A 14,319-nucleotide genomic window follows, 5' to 3' on the forward strand; every position below is an offset into this window, starting at 1 on the left:
ATCCGGCGCTACCCCGCCGCGCCCGGCGGCATGCCCGGGCCGAAAATGGGGCCCGCGGTCGGTCGTTTGGCCGAGATGCCGTCGCCCGAGGACTGGTGCCGCAGCCTGCGCACCACCCACGGCACCAGGTGCTGCCGAGCCCAGACCAGGTCCTCGCTCCGCGCCGTCCGCCAACGCTTCGGCGGCAGCGGGTTCGGAATCTCGGGGTGCAGCGCGTGCCGGACATTCAAGGCATCGAGCACCATCGCGGCGACCGTGTGGTGGCCCAGCGGGGAGAAATGCAGCCGGTCCGGCGCCCACATCCGTGCATCCTTGAGCTGGCGCAGGGCCCACATGTCGGCGATGATCGCGTCGTGCCGGGCGGCCACGGTGCGCAGGTTCTCGTTGAAGATCGCGGCCTTGCCGCGGACGCTGCCGATGACGGGCGTGTCGCCGATGTCCGGTGCCGTGAAGAGCACGATCGTGGCCCCCGAATCGGCCAGCTTGGCAATGGCGACGTCCATCTTCTCGGCCAGCGCATCCGGGTCGCCGCTGCGCCGGATGACGTCGTTGCCGCCGGCACAGATGGAGATCAGGTCCGGCGACAGGTCCAGCGCCGGCTGCAGCTGCTCTTCGATGATCTGCTGCAGCAGCCGGCCGCGGATGGCCAGGTTGGCATAGGCGAAGTCGGCGTGGCCGCGGCTGAGTTCTTCTGCCACCCGGTCCGCCCAGCCGCGGTGGCCGCCGGGGCTGTCAGGGTCGGGGTCGCCGATGCCTTCGGTGAAGGAATCGCCCATCGCGACGAAGCGGCTCCACGGGTGGTCGGGCGTGCGGCTCGGAGACGAGAATGGTTCGGCATGGCTCAGGTTGGTCACAAGCACCATGGTCTCTCCCGCCTCCCAACTTCGCCACCGAAACGGTTGGCCAAAAACCTGAATCGCCTTTCAGAAAATGCTGGCGCCCACCATGAGAGCGGGGCTAGTGTTGGGGTCCAAGGCGGCCAACGAGGGTTGCCGTGGACCCCTCGGGAGGAACCATGACGCTGCTGGATGGCATCGCTGCGCGCCGACTGCCTACGGACCGGCTGACCGTCAACGTGCTGGAACGGCAGGGTGACAGTCCTGAGGGCATCCCGGTGGTCCTGGTCCATGGCAACATCTCGTCAGCGCTCTTCTGGCAGGAGCTGATGCTCCGGCTGCCGGAGGATTACCGGGTCATCGCGGTCGACCTGCGCGGATTCGGGGCGACCGACCCGGCCCCCGTGGATGCCACGCGCGGCCTCGGTGACTTCAGCGATGATCTCGCCGCCACCGTCGACGTCCTGGGGCTGGCCGCGGTGCACCTGGTCGGCTGGAGTATGGGCGGCGGAGTCGCGATGCAGTACGCGCTGGAGCACCCGGTGCATTCGCTCACGCTGCAGGCGCCGGTTCCGCCCTATGGCTTCGGCGGCACGGCCGGTCCCGAGGGCCGGCGGCTGACCGAGGACGACGCCGGGTGCGGCGGCGGGGGAGTGAGCCCGGATTTTGTGGCGCGGCTGCGTGCCGGCGACCGGAGCGCCGAGGCGCCGACGTCACCGCTGAGCGTCTTCCGCTCGGCCTACATCCATGCCGGCTTCAGCTCCCCGCTCGAGGACGTCTGGGTGGAATCGATGCTCAGCACGCGCACCGGCGACGACCATTACCCGGGCGACTCGCTGCCGTCGGACAACTGGCCGGGCTTCGCCGCCGGCAAGCGGGGAATTGCGAATGCGATGGCCCCCGGGTATTTCAACGTCAGCGCGCTCGCTGGACTGACGGTGAAGCCGCCCATCCTTTGGATCCGCGGCGATGCGGATGCCATCGTCTCGGACGCGTCGTTCTTCGATGTCAACCAGCTGGGCAAAGCCGGCATTATTCCGGGCTGGCCCGGCGAGGACGTTGCACCGCCGCAGCCGATGGTCGCCCAGACCCGTGCACTGCTTGAGGAGTACGCGGCCCGCGGCGGCAGTTCCCGGGAGGTGGTACTGCCGAACTGCGGGCATTCGCCGCACCTTGAGTATCCGGCCGAATTCCAGGCCGAGCTGACCGCGCATATCGAATCGGCCGCGGGGCTGCACTAAGCCCCGCGCTGAAAGGCCGCGGTAACCCCGACCGACCTAACTTGAAGCTTCAAGTAGTCGTATGGGATGATGGCGGAATGACCGAAACTACTTACAAGCCCGTCGTTGTCTGGTCCAAGCCGGAGGCCGAGCGTGCCGGCACGCCGCTGCTCGTGCTCTTCCATGGCTACCTCTCCAACGAACAGGACCTCATGGGCCTGGTTCCCGGCCTTCCCGAAGAGTTTACCGTCGCCGCCGTCCGCGCGCCGGTGGCGCTGGGCCCGGGCTTCAGTTGGTTCCCGCTGATGCATGAGCCCGACTTCTCCGTGGACAAGGTGACCGGCGCCGTGGCGGACGTGTGGAGCTGGCTGGACTCCGTCAAGGACCAGCATTCCAGCGTCTCGGTCCTCGGCTTCTCCATGGGCATGGCCGTGGCCACCTCCGTCATGCGCCATCGCCCGGACGAGATCGCCGCCGTCGTCGGACTGTCCGGTTTCGTCATCCCCGCCGACAGCGATGCCTTCTTCCAGGACGAAGCGGTCAAGTCGCTCAAGCCCGCCGTGTTCTGGGGCCGCGACCAGGCGGACCAGGTCATCACGCCGGACAAGATCGAGTTCACCCACGCGTGGCTCAACGAGAACGTCAACCTGACCAAGGTGCTCTACTCCGGCATCGGTCACGGCATCAACGCCCAGGAACTGGCGCACGTCAAGGAGTTCCTGACCTACAAGGTGCTCAACGCAAAGTAGCCGCGGAACAACGCGAGGGGACGGCGCATACCGTCCCCTCGCCGTCGTTAGCGTTCCGCTCAGCCGCGGGCGACGCGCACCGTCCGCCCGCCGAAGCTCACCGTGTCCCCGGGGTGGAGCTGCCGGCCGCGGCGCGTCTCGGTCTCGCCGTTCACCTGGACCTGGGCGTCCTCGATGAACTCCTTGGCCTGCAGGCCGTCCTCGGCCAGGTTGGCCAGCTTCAGCAGCTGGCCCAGGCGGATCATCTCGTCGCGGATGTGGACATCTTCAATTCCGTCAATATCGTCAGCAGCCATGGTTCCATCATGCCGCGTCGGGCGCTCCCGGGGAGCCACGCGCCGGACGATAGGGTGAATGTGTGCCGATGAACCCTAAAATGCCCCTCGCCGTCGGCCTGCCCCTGGCCCTGTTTGCGGGGTTGTCGATGCCGGTTCAGGGCCGGATCAACGGTGCGCTCGGGGCGAGGCTCGACGACGGACTGGCGGCCGCCGTCGTCAGTTTCAGCACCGGACTGGTGCTGATGGTCCTGATCTGCGCGTTCGCGCCCGGCGCCCGCTCCGGGATGCGCCGCGTGCTGCCGGCGGTCCGGGCGCGGAAGTTCCCGTGGTGGTACCTGCTGGCCGGCGCCAGCGGAGCCCTCCTGGTGCTGAGCCAGGGCGTCACCGTCGCGCTGATCGGCATTGCGCTCTTCACCGTCGCCGCGGTCACGGGACAGTCAGTCAGCGGCCTGCTCGTGGACCGGCTGGGCCTCGGGCCCGCGGGGAAGAGGAGCATCACGCCCCTCCGCGTACTGAGCGCACTGCTCACCGTGGCCGCCGTCGCCTGGGCGGTCTCGCCGAAGTTTTCCGCCGGCACCGACCCGGCCAGCTGGCTCGCGCTGGTGCTGCTGCCGCTGGCGGCGGGGTTCCTGCAAAGCTTCCAGCAGGCCTTCAATGGCACCCAGTCCGCGCACTACGGTTCGCCCTTTCCGGCCACGATGGTCAACTTCATCGTTGGGACCGTGCTGCTGTACATAGCGTGGCTGGTCAAGGTGGCCGTGGCCGGCCCGGGCAACCCGCTCCCGGCCGAGTGGTGGTACTACCTCGGCGGTCCCATCGGCTGCCTCTTCATCAACTTCGCGACCGTGCTGGTCCGGTCCCTCGGCGTCCTGCTCACGGGACTCGGGATGATCGCCGGGCAGGTGCTGGGCTCGCTGCTGCTCGACATGCTCGTCCCCGCACCCGGCACCATTATTACGACGGCGACCGTCCTGGGCACGGTGCTGACCCTGGTTGCGGTGGTGCTCGCCACCCTGCCCTGGCCCCGCGCCTCGTTCGCCGTCCTCCGCCGCCGGACCGCCGGACGGGGCAGGCTGTGAGCGAACCGGCAGGCAGCTTCGAGGGGCTGCGCCCGCACCTGGTGAACCTGAGCAACGGCCGGCTGGTGCCGGGCGGGCTGGCCTCCACGAGCCCGGCGGACGTCGACCGGATTTTTGACCGGCACCTGCCCCGCTTCGTGCAGGGCCGGACGGCTCCGGTTCCCGTGGTGTTCTGGGCGCACGGGGGACTGGTGGACGAGAAGACCGGGCTGGAAGCGGCGGCCCGGCAGGTGCAGTGGTGGCTGGCCAACGGGGTCTACCCGGTCTACTTCGTCTGGGAAACGGGCCTGCTGCGGGTCTTGGCCGAACGGATCCGGCGCGGTGCCCAGCGGTTCGGGCTGTTTCCGGCGCTGAGCCTGATGCGGGCGGGCAGCGTGAGCGCCGCCGCGCCGGTGCCGACTCTGATGCCGCGGGCATTGCCGCCGCTGAAGGAAACCGCCGACGCGTTCGTTGAATGGGTGGCCCGGCGCGCCGGGGGCCCGGCGGTCTGGGCCGACATCAAGGCCAGCGCCGCCCGCGCCGGGGCCAAGGCGGGCAGCGTCGCCGGCGAAGGCGGGTCGCGCTACGTCGCCCGCCGGCTCGCGGCCTTCAGCCGGACCCACGCCGGGGCCGTCGGGCTGCACGCGGTCGGCCACAGCGCCGGGGCCATTTTCCAGTCCAGCTTCCTGCGGGCGGCCTTTGAAGAGGGCGTCGGGGCCTTCGATTCCCTGGCGCTGCTGGACCCGGTGTTGACGGCGGCGGACTTCAAGACCGGCCTGCTGCCGCTGCTTGGCAACCGGATCAGGGTGCTGTCGCAGTTCGGCCTCGGCCGGCAGCGTGCCCTCGACGACGTGTGCGAAGTCCTGGGCATCACGTTCTACAACAAGTCGCTGCTGTACCTGATTTACCACGCCCTGGAGGAACAGCCGGATACCCCGCTGCTCGGCCTCGAGGAGAACGTGGCCGCCGATCCGGAACTGACGGCGCTCTTCGCCGGCGGGACGGCGGCCGAAGCGATCTGGTCGCCCCGGTTGCGAGGACCGGCCGACAGCCGCAGCGACGCGCATGACCACGCGGGCATGGACAACGACCGGCTGACCATGGAGAGCCTGGCCCGGCGGATTACCGGCCGCACCGGCATCGTCGGCTTTCCCTGAAGCAGCGCGTCCCGTCATGCAACCGTCCCTGTCGGGCGGCCGCGGGCCACTTCGGTAGGCTAGCCTTGTAGCTTTGCTACGCACCAACGGCAGCGCCCGGCCCTTCCCGCCGCCCACAGCGGCATCGGCGGAAACGGCCCGGCGCTTTGACACGCCACGGACCGCACCCAGCGGCCCTTGCAGAGACTGGAGAACCACCTGATGGCAGCTGCCAAATCCAAGCTTGATCCGATCATCTCGCTGGCCAAGCGCCGCGGCTTTGTCTTCCAAGCTGGCGAGATCTACGGCGGATCCCGCTCGGCCTGGGACTATGGCCCCCTCGGCGTCGAGCTCAAGGAGAACATCAAGCGCCAGTGGTGGCAGTCCGTGGTCCGCGGCCGCGAGGACGTCGTCGGCCTCGATTCCTCCGTCATCCTGCCCCGCCAGGTCTGGGAGGCCTCCGGCCACGTCGAGGTCTTTTCCGACCCGCTGGTGGAGTGCCTGAGCTGCCACAAGCGCTACCGTGCAGACCACCTCGAGGAAGAGTACGAGGAGAAGAAGGGCCGGCCGGCCGAGAACGGCCTGAAGGACATCGCCTGCGCCAACTGCGGCACCAAGGGCGAATGGACCGAACCGCAGGAATTCTCCGGCCTGCTCAAGACCTTCCTGGGGCCGGTGGCCAGCGAAGAAGGCTTGCACTACCTGCGCCCGGAAACCGCCCAGGGCATTTTCGTGAACTTCAACAACGTGCTCACCACGTCGCGGCGGAAGCCCCCGTTCGGCATCGGCCAGATCGGCAAGAGCTTCCGCAACGAAATCACCCCCGGCAACTTCATCTTCCGCACCCGCGAGTTCGAGCAGATGGAGATGGAGTTCTTCGTCGAGCCCGGCTCCGATGAAGAGTGGCACAAGTACTGGATCGAAACCCGCCTGAAGTGGTACACCGACCTGGGCATCAATCCGGAGAACCTGCGCCTCTTCGAGCACCCGCTGGACAAGCTCAGCCACTACTCCAAGGGCACCACGGACATCGAATACCGTTTCGGCTTCCAGGGCTCGGAATGGGGCGAGCTGGAAGGCATCGCCAACCGCACGGACTTCGACCTGAGCACCCACTCCAAGCACTCCGGCACGGACCTGAGCTACTTCAACCAGGCGACCAACGAGCGCTTCACCCCGTACGTGATCGAGCCGGCGGCCGGCCTGACGCGCTCCTTCATGGCCTTCCTCGTCGACGCCTACGCCGAGGACGAGGCCCCGAACGCCAAGGGCGGCGTGGACAAGCGCACCGTGCTGAAGCTTGACCCCCGGCTGGCGCCGGTCAAGGCCGCGGTGCTGCCGCTGAGCCGCAACGAGGACCTCTCTCCCAAGGCGAAGGAACTCGGCGCCCAGCTGCGCCGGAACTGGAACATCGAGTTCGACGACGCCGGCGCGATCGGCCGCCGCTACCGCCGCCAGGACGAGATCGGCACGCCGTTCTGCATCACGGTGGACTTCGACACGCTCGAGGACCAGGCCGTGACCATCCGCGAGCGGGACACCATGTCGCAGGACCGGGTCAGCCTGGACAAGGTGGAAAGCTACCTGGCCGGCCGCCTCGTCGGGGCCTGAACCGCGCCGGCAGCACAAGCGACGCAACTTCCTAGGAGCAACATGGCTGACCTGAACTACCGGCAGTGGCGCGACGGCGACGACCTGGCCCTGCTGGAAATCTGGGGCGACCCGGAAACCACCCAGGCGGAGCACTTTCGCGCGGTCCTGCGCCCCTCGTCCGACGCGCCCTGGTCCCGCTGCATCGTGGCCGAGGACCAGGGTGTTCCGGTCGCCGCGGGCGTGGTCTACGAGACGAGCCTGCACCCCGAGCGGCTCTGGGCCTACGTCGAAGTGGCCAAGGACCACCGCCGAGCCGGGGTGGCAACCACGCTCCTGGGCATGCTGCGCGGGGAAGCCGAACACTTGCCGTCGGGCGTGACCAGGCTGCGCGCAAAGGTGGTGCCGGATAGCAGCGGCGCCGGATTCGCCGCGGCCGCCGGGCTAAGCCCGATCCAGACCTCGCGGGTGGTCACGGTGCAGCCCGGCGCCCTGCCGCTGCCGGACCTGGCCGCGGAGGGCGGACCGCGCCTGGAAGAAGCTGCCACCGGTTCGGTGGAACTGACGACGGCGGTCACGGACTTCTACAATTCCGTGCACGTGTGGGACCGGGCGGACATGACCTTGGGCCGTGCCCAGCAGATCCTGCTCAACGACGCCGCGGGCGCTTCCGGAGCGGTGGTGCTGCGCAGTGCGTCCAAGGACCAGGGCGGCACCATCAGCGCGTTCGCCGTCAGCTACACCCAGGAGCGAACCGACGCCCCGGCCGACGTGCTGCTGGGCTATGACACCGCACTGGCGCCGGCGGAGGCCGAGCGGGCCGTGCGCAGCCTGCTCGCGATGCTGGTCCACCAGTACCCGGTCCAGGTCGAGGTCGATGACTCGATGACCGCCGTCGTCGCCGTGCTCGAGCCGCTGCTGGCGGCGGGCACGGCGGTCAGGACTGGCCCGGCCACCGTCATCGTCAGCGACTGAGGCGTGGGACACGGGCACACCCACACGCACGACGCGGACGCCACACCCGACCCGGCGACGCTCGCTGCCAGGCGCAAGGCCAACCTGCTGCTCGCGGCCATCCTGCTGCCGGTCACCGTCCTGACCCTGATCGGCGTGATCGCGCTGTGGCCGTCCGGGGACCGCTCCGGCGTGACCGTGGTGGACCCGTACGCCACGGCCCCCGGCGTCTCCTTCGAGACCGGCACGGTGCAGCGCGTGGAAACCGAGACCTGCCCGTCCTCGCAGTCCGCGATCGACGCCGGCGGCGAAGGCCAGCAGTGCATGGTGGCCTACACCGAGCCGAAGTCGGGAGGCGCGCTCCAGCCGGTCGAGATCACCCCGGAGATCGCGCAGTCCCGCGGGGTGGAGGCCGGGGACTCCATCCGCTACCTGGACCTCAGCCGGATTATGCCGGACCAGCCGAACACGCTGATCTTCGTCGACTTCGTCCGCAGCGTGCCGATGGTGCTGCTCGCGGTGCTGTACGCCGTCGTCGTTGTGGCGGTGGCCCGCTGGCGCGGCTTCCGGGCGATCCTGGGCCTGGCCGGCGCCTTCGTGGTGCTGGCGCAGTTCGTCCTGCCCGGTTTGGTCGAGGGTAAACCGCCGCTGCTGCTGGGGCTGATCGGCTCGGTGGTGATCATGGTCGGGGTACTGTACTTCGCGCACGGCTTCTCGGCGCGGACCTCCACGGCCCTGCTGGGCACCATGTTCGGCCTTGGCGTGACGGCGCTGATGGCCGGCTGGGCCACGGACGCCGCCTACCTGACGGGCGTGGGGGACGAGGACACCTACCAACTGGTCAACATGGCGGACACGATTTCGCTCTCCGGCGTCATCATGTGCGGGCTGATCATCTCGGGCCTCGGCGTGCTCAACGATGTGACCATCACACAGTCCTCGGCCGTCTGGGAGATGTACGAGCTGGCGCCGCAGGCCTCCGCGCGCCGGCTGTTCACCGGAGCCATGCGCGTGGGCCGCGACCACATCGCCTCCACCGTCTACACCATCGCGTTCGCGTATGCCGGCGCCGCGCTCCCGGTGCTCATCCTGGTCTCGCTCTATGAGCGGCCGCTGTTCGACACGCTCTCCAGCGGGGAACTGGCCGAAGAGATCGTGCGGACCCTGGTCGGTTCCATCGGCCTGGTCCTGGCCATCCCGATGACCACGCTCATCGCGGTCCTGGTGGTCAAGGCCACCGGCCTCCGGCGCCCCCAGGAGGTCACGGTAGGCGTGGCCGGCGGCGAAGCGCTGAACGCCTCTTCCACCATCGCGGCGCGCCCTGCAGCAGAGTATCCGGACGGGAACGACGGCGCCGTCACGGTTCCCGTCCCCGGCGGCGGTCCGGTGACGGCGGGCAGGCCTGCGGAGCGGCCGCTGACCCGCCGGGCCCGGCGGCGTGCCGAGTCGGATTAGGACTCTCCCCGGCGCCCGTCCACAGGCGCAGGCACGGATTTGCCCGGATTTGAGAGAATAGGCAGGTGACTGTTACCGCTGTACCCGCCTCCGCCACCCGGCTGGAGCTCCCTCCGCTGAAGCTCGGGCCGCTGACCATCGACACGCCGGTGGTCCTGGCTCCCATGGCCGGCATCACCAACAAGGCCTTCCGCCGGCTCTGCCGCGAGTACGGCGGCGGTCTCTACGTGGCCGAAATGGTCACCTCCCGCGCACTGGTGGAGCGCAACCGCGAATCGATGCGCATCATCTCGCATGACGAGGATGAGAAGGTCCGGTCCGTCCAGCTGTACGGCGTCGATCCGAAGACGGTCGGAGCCGCCGTGCGGATGCTGGTCGAGGAGGACCGGGCGGACCACATCGACCTCAACTTCGGCTGCCCGGTGCCCAAGGTCACCCGCCGGGGCGGCGGCTCGGCGCTGCCGTGGAAGACGGAACTGTTCACCGCGATCGTCCAGGCGGCCACCCGCGAGGCCGGCCGGGGCAACATTCCGCTGACCATCAAGATGCGCAAGGGCATCGACGAGGACCACCTGACGTACATCGACGCCGGCAAGATCGCGCGCGACGCCGGTGTTGCCGCCGTCGCACTGCACGGACGCACCACCAGCCAGTTCTACTCGGGCGAGGCGGACTGGGATTCGATTGCCCGGCTCCGGGAAGCCCTGCCGGACATTCCCGTCCTCGGCAACGGAGACATCTGGGGCGCTGAAGACGCCGTCCGGATGGTGCGCCAGACCGGCGTGGACGGCATCGTCGTCGGCCGCGGCTGCCAGGGGCGGCCCTGGCTCTTCGGCGATCTGCAGGCCGCGTTCGAGGGCACGGACCGGCGCTTCCGGCCCGGGCTGAAAGAGGTCGCGGACAGCTTCCACCGGCACGCCGAACTGCTGGTCGACTACTTTGAGGACGAGGGCAAGGCCCTGCGCGACATCCGCAAGCACGTGGCCTGGTACTTCAAGGGCTACCAGGTCGGCGGCGAACTGCGGGCGGCGCTGGCCGCCGTGCCCACGCTCGAGGTCCTCCGCGGCCTGCTGGACCAGCTGGATCCGGCCGCCCCGTATCCCGGCGCGGACGCCGAAGGACCGCGCGGGCGGGCCGGCACACCCAAACGGCCGGCCCTGCCGGACGGCTGGCTGAACAGCCGGGAGCTGGACGAGAACCACCGGGCCATGATCTCCGCGGCCGAACTGGACGTCTCCGGTGGCTAAGCAGGTGGCGCTGACGCCCGCCCCGCTGATGCCGGGCTACACGGACACGGACCAGGAACGCTGGGTGGCGGAGCCCGCCAAGAGCACCTACCGCACGCACTTCGAGCGGGACCGCGCCCGCGTGCTGCATTCCTCTGCCCTCCGGCGGCTCGGTGCCAAGACCCAGGTTGTCTCGCCGTCCACGGACGACTTCGTCCGCACCCGCCTGACCCACAGCCTCGAGGTGGCGCAGGTCGGCCGGGAGCTGGGCCGCAGCCTGGGCTGCGATCCGGACGTCGTGGACACGGCCTGCCTCGCGCATGACCTCGGCCACCCGCCGTTTGGCCACAACGGGGAAGCCGCGCTCAACGCCGCCGCCCACGCCATCGGCGGCTTCGAGGGCAACGCCCAGACGCTGCGCCTGCTCACCCGGCTGGAGCCGAAGGTTGTGCGCCCGGACGGCACTCCCGCGGGCCTGAACCTGACCCGGGCCAGCCTCGACGCCGCCAGCAAGTACCCCTGGTCGGCCGCGGATGCGCCGGTGATCCATGGCAAGCGCACCAGCAAGTTCGGCGCGTACGAGGATGACCTGCCGGTCTTCCGGTGGCTGCGCGAGGGCGCGCCCGAGCGCCGGTCCTGCATCGAGGCCCAGGTGATGGACCTCGCGGACGACATCTCATATTCGGTGCACGACGTCGAAGACGCGATCGTCGCCGGCCGCGTCCAGCTCAAGTGGATGGACACCGCCGACCACCGCAGCCGCGTCATCGGCTACACCCGGCAGTGGTACCTGCCGCACACGGACCCGGCGGAGGTTGATGCCGCGCTGACCAGGCTCCAGGAGTCCGGGGTCTGGGTGCCGGAAGCGGACGGGAGCCGCAGGTCCATGGCGGCGCTGAAGGACATGACGAGCCAGCTCATCGGCCGGTTCTGCTCCAGCGCGATGGTAGCCACGCGTGCCATTTACGGGCCGGACCCGTTGACCCGCTATGCCGCCGAACTGGTGGTGCCGCAGGAGACCGTGCTGGAAATCGCCGTCATGAAGGGCCTGGCGACCACGTTCGTTATGACCGCTGACCTCCGCCAGCCGATCTACGAGCGCCAGCAGGAAATCCTGACCGACTTGGTCCACGAACTGCATGCCACCGGCGCCCGCCACCTGGAGCAGGCGTTCGCGGCGGACTGGCAGGCCGCGGACGACGACGGTGCGCGTCTCCGCGTGGTCATCGACCAGATCGCGTCCCTCACCGATGTTTCCGCCATCGCGCTGCACGAGAGGCTCATGGGCTCGCACCGCACCCTGCTCTGAGGGAGCGCGGCCCGCCCGCTAAGGAGGGGGACGCGGCTGGGATCCTGCCCGCCAAACCTTGTCCTTGAAGCGAGCCCTCCCGTCAGTGACCCCGCCTACACAGGCCGGGGCGGCGGGGCGCCGATTTGGCGGGGTTGCCTAAACTGTTCTCATGGCCGGACTGATCAAACGCGAAGACATTGACGAGGTCCGCCAGCGCACGGATATCAAGGAGATCGTCGACGGCTACGTCACGCTCAAGTCCGCAGGGATCGGATCCTTCAAAGGCTTGTGCCCCTTCCACGATGAACGCTCGCCATCGTTCCATGTCCGGCCCCAGGTCGGCACCTACCACTGCTTCGGCTGCGGCGAGGGCGGAGACGTCATCTCCTTCGTGCAGAAGATGGACCACACCACCTTCAGCGAGACGGTGGAGAAACTCGCGCACCGCATCAACTACACCCTGCGTTACGAAGACGGCGGGACCGGGCCGCGCCGTGAAGACGTCGGCAAGCGCCAGCGGCTGCTCGATGCGCACAAGATCGCCGCTGAGTTCTTCCGCGCCCAGCTCCTGACGCCGGGCGGCGCCGCCGGCCGGAAATTCCTCGAGGGGCGAGGCTTCGACCAGGCCGCGGCGGACCACTTCGGGGTGGGCTATGCCCCGCAGGGTTGGGACGGGCTGCTCAAGCACCTGACCGGCCGCGGCTTTGCCCACGAGGAACTCAAGCTCACCGGAATGTTCTCTGAGGGGAACCGCGGGATCTACGACCGTTTCCGCGGCCGGCTGATCTGGCCCATCCGTGACATCTCCGGCGACACCATCGGCTTCGGCGCACGCAAGCTGTTCGAGGACGACCAGGGTCCGAAATACCTGAACACTCCCGAGACCACGCTGTACAAGAAGTCCCAGGTCCTCTACGGCATAGACCTGGCCAAGCGCGATATCGCCCGGAACCGGCAGCTGGTCGTCGTCGAGGGATACACGGATGTCATGGCCTGCCATCTGGCGGGCATCACCACCGCAGTGGCCACGTGCGGCACGGCGTTCGGCGCCGACCACATCAAGATCGCCCGTCGCCTGCTGTCCGACGACGGCAGCGGGGGAGAGGTCGTCTTCACGTTCGACGGCGACGAGGCCGGGCAGAAGGCGGCGCTGCGCGCGTTCGAGGAAGACCAGAGGTTCATCGCCCAGACATTCGTGGCCGTCGAGCCGACCGGAGCGGACCCCTGCGACCTGCGCATGACCCGCGGCGAGCCCGCGGTCAGGGAGCTGATCTCCTCGCGCCGTCCGTTGTTCGAATTCGCCATCAAGGCGACGCTAAAGCGGTTCGACCTCGATACGGTGGAAGGCCGCGTCCAGGCCTTGCGTGCGGCCGCTCCCGTAGTGGCCCAGATTCGGGACCCCGCGATGCGGCCCGCCTACTCGCGCGAACTCGCCGGCTGGCTCGGAGTGGATGTGGAAGACGTGCTGCGCGCCGTTTCCGCCGCGGGCAAGCGGGCCAAGGACCAGCCGGCCACGGCCGCAGCCAGCCCGCAAGGAACCGGCGCCCAGCAGCGGCAACCCGGGCGGCAGCACTCCGGCCCCGGCCAGCAGTACCGCGGGGAGGGACAGCCAGGCGGAGGGAGCCAGCACCAGGACCGCAGCCAGCCACGGGGCTATTCCGGCGCCCCGAGCCGCCCCGACGGCGGCCGGTATGGCGGCCAGGGTGATGGCTCCCGCTATGGCGGCTACGGTGATGGCCCCCGGTATGGCGGCCAGGGTGATGGCTCCCGCTATGGCGGGCAGGGTGACGGCGGCCGGTATGGCGGCCAGGGCCGCCCGGTCGAGCGCCGCGAGCAGCAGCATTCCCCTTACCCGGGGGAGGCCGGCTACGCAGCTCCGGACGCCTATGCCGGTCATCCGGAAGATGCGGCCCCGTCGAAGCCTGTAGTCAGCCTGCCGGACCTGCGGGATCCCTCGGTGCGAATGGAACGCGACGCCTTGATCGTCGCCCTGCAGCAGCCGGGCCTGCTTGACGCCGAACAGTGGCAGCACTTCACGGTGTCGCGCTTCCGGGCACAGGCGCACGCCATGGTGCATGAGGCGATCCGGGCTGCCGGTTTTGCCGGGGCGACGCCCTCGCAATGGGTCGAGAGCGTGCGGCAGGCGGTGCCCGAGGAACTGAGGGGACTGGTCTCCGAGCTCGCGGTCACGCCGCTGCCGGCCCATAACGACGATGCCGTCCGGCTCTACTGCCGGGGAATCCTGAACCGGCTCTTCGACATCCAGATCACGCAGCTCAAGGCGGACAAGATGGGCCAATTGCAGCGCACCGACCCGGCAGCGGACCCCGAGGCGTTCCAGCGGCTGAACCGGGAACTGATGGAGCTGGAGATGCAGCGCCGGGCGCTGCGCAGCGAGTAGCCCGTGGCCGCGGGAGCCGATTTGGTGTTTCCCGCAGCTCTTTAGTAAACTCGTTGAGGCCCGAGGGAGCCCGAGAGGTTCGGAAAAAGGCGTCCTGAACAGCGGTTGCTGCCGCTCAACAGGAT

General features: G+C 69.2%; 12 protein-coding genes. 10 read left to right on the forward strand and 2 right to left on the reverse strand.

The features are described from left to right. Positions 1-8: 8 nt before the first annotated feature. A complete protein-coding gene (locus OC550_RS04330; RefSeq protein WP_262106248.1) occupies positions 9-776 on the reverse strand; it encodes an SGNH/GDSL hydrolase family protein in 768 nt (255 codons plus the stop codon). 239 nt (positions 777-1,015) lie between these two features. On the opposite strand from OC550_RS04330, the gene OC550_RS04335 reads away from it, so the two are divergent. Beyond that, positions 1,016-2,077 carry an alpha/beta fold hydrolase gene (locus tag OC550_RS04335; RefSeq protein WP_262104069.1) on the forward strand — a complete coding sequence of 354 codons (1,062 nt, stop codon included), beginning with the start codon at positions 1,016-1,018 and terminating at the stop codon, positions 2,075-2,077. A 77-nt stretch (positions 2,078-2,154) separates the two neighbouring features. Beyond that, positions 2,155-2,805: an alpha/beta hydrolase gene (locus OC550_RS04340; RefSeq protein WP_262104070.1), complete on the forward strand. Its 651-nt coding sequence runs from the start codon at positions 2,155-2,157 to the stop codon at positions 2,803-2,805. Positions 2,806-2,864: 59 nt separating this feature from the next. On the opposite strand, the gene OC550_RS04345 is transcribed toward OC550_RS04340, so the two are convergent. Beyond that, positions 2,865-3,101, reverse strand: a complete 237-nt coding sequence (locus OC550_RS04345; RefSeq protein ID WP_262104071.1) for an RNA-binding S4 domain-containing protein — start codon at positions 3,099-3,101, stop codon at positions 2,865-2,867. 62 nt (positions 3,102-3,163) lie between these two features. Between OC550_RS04345 and OC550_RS04350 the strand changes: the two genes are divergently transcribed. The 8 genes from OC550_RS04350 (at position 3,164) to dnaG (ending at position 14,194) form a co-directional block, all read left to right on the forward strand. Further along, positions 3,164-4,162, forward strand: a complete 999-nt coding sequence (locus OC550_RS04350) for a DMT family transporter (RefSeq protein ID WP_262104072.1) — start codon at positions 3,164-3,166, stop codon at positions 4,160-4,162. After that, complete coding sequence (locus tag OC550_RS04355) at positions 4,159-5,298, forward strand: hypothetical protein (RefSeq protein WP_262104073.1); 1,140 nt, start codon at positions 4,159-4,161, stop codon at positions 5,296-5,298. Before OC550_RS04350 ends, OC550_RS04355 begins: the two co-directional genes overlap by 4 nt. A gap of 201 nt (positions 5,299-5,499) precedes the next feature. After that, positions 5,500-6,888: a glycine--tRNA ligase gene (locus OC550_RS04360; protein WP_262104074.1), complete on the forward strand. Its 1,389-nt coding sequence runs from the start codon at positions 5,500-5,502 to the stop codon at positions 6,886-6,888. Positions 6,889-6,930: 42 nt separating this feature from the next. Next, a complete protein-coding gene (locus OC550_RS04365; protein WP_262104075.1) occupies positions 6,931-7,842 on the forward strand; it encodes a GNAT family N-acetyltransferase in 912 nt (303 codons plus the stop codon). Positions 7,843-7,845: 3 nt separating this feature from the next. Beyond that, complete coding sequence (locus OC550_RS04370) at positions 7,846-9,276, forward strand: YibE/F family protein (protein ID WP_262104076.1); 1,431 nt, start codon at positions 7,846-7,848, stop codon at positions 9,274-9,276. A gap of 65 nt (positions 9,277-9,341) precedes the next feature. Continuing rightward, positions 9,342-10,523: a tRNA dihydrouridine synthase DusB gene (gene dusB, locus OC550_RS04375; protein WP_262104077.1), complete on the forward strand. Its 1,182-nt coding sequence runs from the start codon at positions 9,342-9,344 to the stop codon at positions 10,521-10,523. A 28-nt stretch (positions 10,524-10,551) separates the two neighbouring features. Continuing rightward, on the forward strand, positions 10,552-11,811 hold the full coding sequence (locus tag OC550_RS04380) for a deoxyguanosinetriphosphate triphosphohydrolase (RefSeq protein WP_262106249.1): 1,260 nt from the start codon (positions 10,552-10,554) through the stop codon (positions 11,809-11,811). A gap of 151 nt (positions 11,812-11,962) precedes the next feature. Beyond that, complete coding sequence (gene dnaG, locus OC550_RS04385) at positions 11,963-14,194, forward strand: DNA primase (protein ID WP_262104078.1); 2,232 nt, start codon at positions 11,963-11,965, stop codon at positions 14,192-14,194. Positions 14,195-14,319: the final 125 nt, after the last annotated feature.

Source organism: Arthrobacter sp. Marseille-P9274 (genome assembly GCF_946892675.1).
Classification (GTDB): Bacteria; Actinomycetota; Actinomycetes; order Actinomycetales; family Micrococcaceae; genus Crystallibacter.

Excerpts from the sequence above, each read along its gene's own strand:
- OC550_RS04345 (WP_262104071.1), bottom strand. The coding sequence starts at position 3,101 with ATGGCTGCTGACGATATTGACGGAATTGAAGATGTCCACATCCGCGAC.
- OC550_RS04330 (WP_262106248.1), bottom strand. The coding sequence starts at position 776 with ATGGGCGATTCCTTCACCGAAGGCATCGGCGACCCCGACCCTGACAGC.
- OC550_RS04365 (WP_262104075.1), top strand. The coding sequence starts at position 6,931 with ATGGCTGACCTGAACTACCGGCAGTGGCGCGACGGCGACGACCTGGCC.
- OC550_RS04380 (WP_262106249.1), top strand. The coding sequence starts at position 10,552 with ATGCCGGGCTACACGGACACGGACCAGGAACGCTGGGTGGCGGAGCCC.
- dnaG (WP_262104078.1), top strand. The coding sequence starts at position 11,963 with ATGGCCGGACTGATCAAACGCGAAGACATTGACGAGGTCCGCCAGCGC.
- OC550_RS04340 (WP_262104070.1), top strand. The coding sequence starts at position 2,155 with ATGACCGAAACTACTTACAAGCCCGTCGTTGTCTGGTCCAAGCCGGAG.
- OC550_RS04335 (WP_262104069.1), top strand. The coding sequence starts at position 1,016 with ATGACGCTGCTGGATGGCATCGCTGCGCGCCGACTGCCTACGGACCGG.
- OC550_RS04360 (WP_262104074.1), top strand. The coding sequence starts at position 5,500 with ATGGCAGCTGCCAAATCCAAGCTTGATCCGATCATCTCGCTGGCCAAG.